Origin of the sequence: Spirillospora sp. NPDC049652 (genome assembly GCF_040675125.1) — a bacterium.
Taxonomy (GTDB): domain Bacteria; phylum Actinomycetota; class Actinomycetes; order Streptosporangiales; family Streptosporangiaceae; genus Spirillospora.
In genome coordinates this window covers 1-5,806 of sequence record NZ_JBFAOF010000424.1, presented here as the reverse complement: position 1 = coordinate 5,806, position 5,806 = coordinate 1, and the positions used below count along the sequence as shown (strand labels likewise).

At 71.1% G+C, this 5,806-nt stretch carries 5 protein-coding genes; 1 reads left to right on the top strand and 4 read right to left on the bottom strand.

The annotated features are described in order from the left end of the window. The 4 genes from AB0J52_RS24085 to AB0J52_RS24070 form a co-directional block, all read right to left on the bottom strand. Positions 1-617 (bottom strand): potassium-transporting ATPase subunit C (locus AB0J52_RS24085; RefSeq protein WP_500184334.1); only part of this gene is annotated, 617 nt, incomplete at its 3' end. A 1-nt stretch (position 618) separates the two neighbouring features. After that, on the bottom strand, positions 619-2,886 hold the full coding sequence (kdpB, locus tag AB0J52_RS24080; RefSeq protein ID WP_500184332.1) for a potassium-transporting ATPase subunit KdpB: 2,268 nt from the start codon (positions 2,884-2,886) through the stop codon (positions 619-621). Beyond that, a complete protein-coding gene (gene kdpA / locus AB0J52_RS24075; RefSeq protein ID WP_500184330.1) occupies positions 2,886-4,547 on the bottom strand; it encodes a potassium-transporting ATPase subunit KdpA in 1,662 nt (553 codons plus the stop codon). The genes kdpB and kdpA overlap by 1 nt, the downstream gene beginning before the upstream one ends. Continuing rightward, on the bottom strand, positions 4,547-4,636 hold the full coding sequence (locus AB0J52_RS24070) for a potassium-transporting ATPase subunit F (RefSeq protein ID WP_500184328.1): 90 nt from the start codon (positions 4,634-4,636) through the stop codon (positions 4,547-4,549). Before AB0J52_RS24070 ends, kdpA begins: the two co-directional genes overlap by 1 nt. A 483-nt stretch (positions 4,637-5,119) precedes the next feature. On the opposite strand from AB0J52_RS24070, the gene AB0J52_RS24065 reads away from it, so the two are divergent. Continuing rightward, positions 5,120-5,806, top strand: a 687-nt coding sequence (locus tag AB0J52_RS24065) for a zinc-binding dehydrogenase (protein WP_500184327.1), incomplete at its 3' end; no start/stop codon positions are given.

The window sequence follows — 5,806 nt, the reverse complement described above, 5'->3', positions numbered from 1 at the left end:
TTCGCCAACTCGACCGTCACGCCGTCGTAGGTGGCGACGAAGGGCGCCTTCACGACACCGGCCTCCTCGTTCACGCTGACGACGCGGGCCGGGTGCGGGACGCCGCCCCGCCGGTCGCGGTCGCCGAACAGGGCCAGCACGGCACCGACACCGCTGTCCCGCGTGCAGAACGGACGGCTCCCGTCCACGCCCTCCAGCGCGCCGACCGCCTTGCTGCGGGCGCAGACGGTGGTCAGCAGGCTCGTCTTGGCGTTCTCGTCGGTCCTGCCCGCCGCGACGAGGCTCGGGTCGGGCAGCGTGTCGACGATGTTCTCCGGGCCGAGGTTGCTCGCGCTCGTCGCGGTCGGGTCGTACCCGTCGCCCGCCATGGACGGACGGCTCTGGAAGTACTTCCTGATCGGAGCGCCGGTCTTGTCCGTGAAGGACTGGCCGATGAGCGAGCTGCCGACCGTCCGGCCGTCGGCGAAGACGAGGGATCCCCGGGCGTGCGAGCGCAGCCCCGGGAGCTGGGCGACGCCCCACACGGCGAGCGGGTAGGCGACGCCGAGCACGACCGTCAGGACGAGCAGGGCGCGGACGGCGGCGAGGTGCCGCCGGAGCCAGGTTGGAATACGCATGTCAGGACATCCCCGGGAGGAACTGGACGAACAGGTCGATGATCTTGATGCCGACGAACGGCGCGACGATCCCGCCGAGGCCGTAGACGCACAGGTTCCGGCTCAGCAGCCTCGACGCGCTGGACGGCCGGTACGCCACGCCGCGCAGGGCGAGCGGGATCAGCGCGACGATGATCAGGGCGTTGAAGACGACCGCGGACAGGATCGCGCTCTGCGGGCTGTGCAGCCGCATGATGTTGAGCGCGTCCAGGCCGGGGAACAGGACCACGAACATCGCCGGGATGATGGCGAAGTACTTGGCGATGTCGTTGGCGATGGAGAACGTGGTCAGCGCGCCGCGGGTGATGAGCAGCTGCTTGCCGATCTCGACGATCTCGATGAGCTTGGTCGGGTCGGAGTCCAGGTCCACCATGTTCCCGGCCTCCTTGGCGGCCGAGGTCCCGGTGTTCATGGCCACGCCGACGTCGGCCTGGGCGAGCGCGGGGGCGTCGTTGGTGCCGTCCCCGGTCATCGCGACGAGGCGTCCGCCGTCCTGCTCCTTCCTGATGAGGGCGAGCTTGTCCTCCGGCCTGGCCTCGGCGAGGAAGTCGTCGACGCCCGCCTCCGCCGCGATCGCCTTGGCGGTCAGCGGGTTGTCGCCGGTGATCATGACGGTCCGGATGCCCATCCGGCGCATCTCGTCGAACCGCTCGCGCATCCCGGCCTTGACGACGTCCTTGAGATGGATGACGCCGAGCACGCGGGCCGTCCCGCCGGTGGACTCGCCGACGACCAGCGGGGTGCCGCCGGACGCCGAGATCCCGTCCACGATCCGGCCGAGCTGCCCGGGGACCGTTCCGCCCTTCTCGCGCACCCAGTCGGCGACCGCGCTCGCCGCGCCCTTGCGGACCTGGCGGCCACCGGGGAGATCCACTCCGCTCATCCGCGTCGCAGCGGAGAACTCCACGAAATGGACCTTCCCGTCCGCGTTGACGCCAGAGTTCCGGGTCTGAGCGCTGTTGCGATCCTCGCCGCCGGCGTCGGCGTCGGCGTCGGCGTCGGCGTCGGCGTCGGCGTCGGCGCCACGCTCGCCCTCCTGCACGAGGTCATGGCGTTCACGCAGGCCGTGGCGCTCCTTGGCGAACACGACGACCGAGCGGCCCTCGGGTGTCTCGTCCGCGAGGCTGGAGAGCTGCGCCGCGTCCGCCAGCTCCTCCGCGGAGACCCCGTCGACCGGGACGAAGTCCGCGGCCTGCCGGTTGCCCAGCGTGATGGTGCCGGTCTTGTCGAGCAGCAGCGTGTTGACGTCGCCCGCCGCCTCGACGGCGCGGCCGCTCATCGCCAGGACGTTGCGCTGGACGAGCCGGTCCATCCCCGCGATTCCGATCGCGCTGAGCAGCGCGCCGATCGTCGTCGGGATCAGGCAGACCAGCAGCGACACCAGGACGACGCCGGTCACGCCGTGCGCGTCGAGCGAGAGCGTGTCGGCCACGCCCGGATTGCTGGACTTGGAGAAGACCGCCATCGGCTGCAGCGTCGCGACCGCCATCACGAAGATGACCGTCAGCGCGGCCAGCAGGATGTTCAGCGCGATCTCGTTCGGGGTCTTCTGCCGGTTCGCGCCCTCGACCAGCGCGATCATCTTGTCGATGAACGACTCGCCCGGTCTCTGGGTGATCTTCACGATGATCCGGTCCGACAGCACCCTGGTCCCGCCGGTGACCGCCGACCGGTCCCCGCCGGACTCCCGGATGACCGGGGCGGACTCCCCCGTGATCGCCGACTCGTCCACCGAGGCGATGCCCTCGACGACGTCGCCGTCACCGGGGATGATCTGCCCTGCCTCGACCACCACGACATCGCCCAGGCGCAGGTCCGGCGCGCCGACCTCCTCCTCGCGCAGGCTGGTCGCGCCGGGCCTCCAGTCCAGGACGCGGCGCGCCTTGGCGGCGGTCTTGGCCTTGCGCAGCGCGTCCGCCTGCGCCTTGCCCCTGCCCTCGGCGACGGCCTCGGCGAGGTTGGCGAACACGACGGTGAGCCAGAGCCAGACGACGATCGCCCACGCGAAGAAGCTCGGACGGAGGACGGCCAGGACGGTCGTCCAGGCGGCGCCGATCTCGACGATCAGCATGACCGGGTTGCGCCACAGCGTGCGGGGGTCGAGCTTGCGGACGGCGTCCGGCAGCGACCTCAGCAGCTGCTTCGGGTCCAGCAGCCCGCCCCGCACCCGGTCCGGGGGCCGCGGCGGCTCGGGAGCCTGACCGGGGGCCTCGATGCTCTGTGTGGTCATCAGTGGATTCCTTCGGCCAGCGGGCCCAGCGCGAGCGCGGGCAGGAAGGTGAGGGCGACGAGGACGAGGGTCACGCCCGCGACCAGGCCGACGAACAGCGGCCGGTGGGTGGGCAGCGTGCCGTCCGACTCGGGGGTGCCGCCCTGTCTCGCGAGCGACCCGGCGAGCGCCAGGACGAAGACGATGGGGACGAACCGTCCGAACGCCATGCACAGGCCCGTGGCGGTGTTGTAGAAGACCGTGTTCGCCGAGAGTCCCGCGAACGCCGACCCGTTGTTGTTGGACGCCGAGGTGAACGCGTACAGCACCTCGCTGAGGCCGTGCGCGCCGCCGTTCAGCATCCCGGCCCGGCCGGCGTTCAGCGCCAGGCCGACCCCGGTCGCGAACAGCACCAGCATCGGCGTGGTCAGGAAGTACATCGACGCGAACTTCATCTCGCGCGCGCCGATCTTCTTCCCGAGGTACTCGGGGGTGCGGCCGACCATCAGGCCGGCGACGAACACCGTGATCACGGCGAGGACGAGCATCCCGTAGAGGCCGGAGCCGGTGCCGCCGGGCGCGACCTCACCGAGCATCATGTCGAACATCGTCATCATGCCGCCGAGGCTCGTGTAGGAGTCGTGGAACGAGTCCACCGCGCCGGTCGAGGTCAGCGTGGTCGCCGACGCGAAGGTCGCCGAGTTCGCCACCCCGAAGCGCGTCTCGACGCCCTCCATGGCCGCGCCCGCCGCCACCGGGACCGTCCCGTGGTGCATGAGCTGGAACACGTTGGTCAGGACGACGCTCGCGACGGCCAGGACCGCCATCACCGAGACGATCGCGTAGCCCTGCCGGTTCTGCCCGACCATCCGCCCGAACGTGCGGCACAGCGAGAACGGGATGCACAGGATGAGGACGATCTCGAACCAGTTCGTCCAGGTCGCGGCGTTCTCGAACGGGTGCGCGGAGTTCGCGTTGTAGAAGCCGCCGCCGTTGGTGCCGAGTTCCTTGACGGCCTCCTGGGAGGCCACCGGGCCGCCGGTGAGGTGCTGGGCACGGCCCGCGAGGGTCGTCACCTCGTGCCCGGAGCCGAAGTTCTGGATCAGCCCGCCCGCGACGAGGACGAGCGCGCCCACGAACGCGATCGGCAGCAGGATGCGGAGCACCCCGCGGGTGAGGTCCACCCAGAAGTTGCCGAGCTGGTCGGTCTTCTTGCGGGCGAACCCGCGGACGAGGGCGATCGCGACGGCCATGCCGACGGCGGCCGAGACGAAGTTCTGCACGGCGAGGCCGGCCATCTGGACCAGGTGGCCCATCGTCGTCTCACCCGAGTAGGACTGCCAGTTGGTGTTGGTGACGAAGCTGACGGCGGTGTTCCACGCCTGGTCGGACGCCACCGGCTTGAACCCGAGCGACAGCAGCAGGTGGTTCTGCACCCGCTGCAGCAGGTACAGGAACAGAACGCTCACCACGGAGAACGCCAGGACGCTCCGCGCGTACACGCCCCAGCTCTGCTCGGCGTCCGGACGGACCCCGATCAGCCGGTACAGGGCCTTCTCGATCCGCGAGTGCCGCGTTCCCGCGTACACCCGGTACATGTGGTCGCCGAGCGGCCGGTAGACGGCCGCGATCGCGACGACCAGGGACGCCGCGAACAGCGTTCCCGCGACGGTCGTGCTCATCAGAACCTCTCCGGGAACAGCAGGGCGACGACCAGGAAGACGAACACCACGGCGGCCAGGACGAGCCCGACCGCGTTCTCGGCGGTCAAAGCCTCTCCACGCCCTTCACCAGCAGGCCGAGCACGGCGAAGACCGCCAGCGTCAGCAGGACGAACACGACGTCACTCATCACTTTCGGTGTCCTTTGTCGGAGATGCCGAGAGAGCGGGCGGCCGAGTGATCCGAGCCGCACCCGCATGCGGCGGGCGAGCCGTCGGACGCGAGCCCGGCCGACGCCTGACGACAGGCATCGTCGCAGTTCAGCGGGGTGTGAAGCGGGACCGCCACGGCCGCGGACGCCGCCGGCCGGGCGGCCTTCTCCGAGCGCTCCATCGCGGTCCTCCTCCGCTCTCCGGGAGCCCCTCCTTGCGGGGCTCACCCGGAGTAAAGCGCCTGGTACATCCCTATTTGTCGGGCATTAACGCTTCCTTAGCGCGGCCTCCCGCGGGCTTAACGCGGCCCTGACGGCTTGCCTCTGACGTGCGCGTCAGGGGTTAGCGTCGCCGGGTTTCCGACACCTTGTGGAGTGCGTGATGCGTGAGATCCGACTCGTGTCCCGGGCGGCGGGGCTGCCCGGCCCGGAGAACTTCGAGGTCGTGGAGGCCCCCGTCCCGGACGGCCCCGGTGTGCTCGTCCGGAACCTGGTGTTCCACGTCTTCCCCGGGCTGCGGCTGCTGATCGGCGAGGGGGAGGACGAGACGCCGCTCCCCCGCCTCCAGCCGGGCGACGTCCTGCTGGGGGCGGCCGTGGGCGAGGTCGTCGCCGCACCCGACGACGCGTCCGTCCGGCCCGGCGACCTGGTGTCGCACTGGCTCGGGTGGCGCGAGTACGCACTGCTGCCGGAGGGGCGGTACGTCAAGCTGGACGGTGAGCTGCCCGACCCGGCGGCGTACCTGGCGCCCGGTGTCACGGCGTATTCGGCGCTGACGCGCGAGGCCCCAGTCCGTCCGGGCGAGACGGTGCTGGTCACGGGCGCGGCGGGCGGTGTGGGGTCACTGGCCGGACAGGTCGCCCGGCTGCTCGGCGCGGGACGCGTCATCGGCACGACCGGTTCCCCGGCGAAGGCCGAGCGGCTGGTCGCGGAGCTCGGCTACGACGCCGCGCTCTCCCGCGAGGAGGCGTCCACGGCCGAGGGGTTGCTCAAGGCCGCCCCGGACGGCATCGACGTCGTGGTGGACAACGTCGGCGGCGACCAACTGCGCGCGGCGATCCGCGCCTCG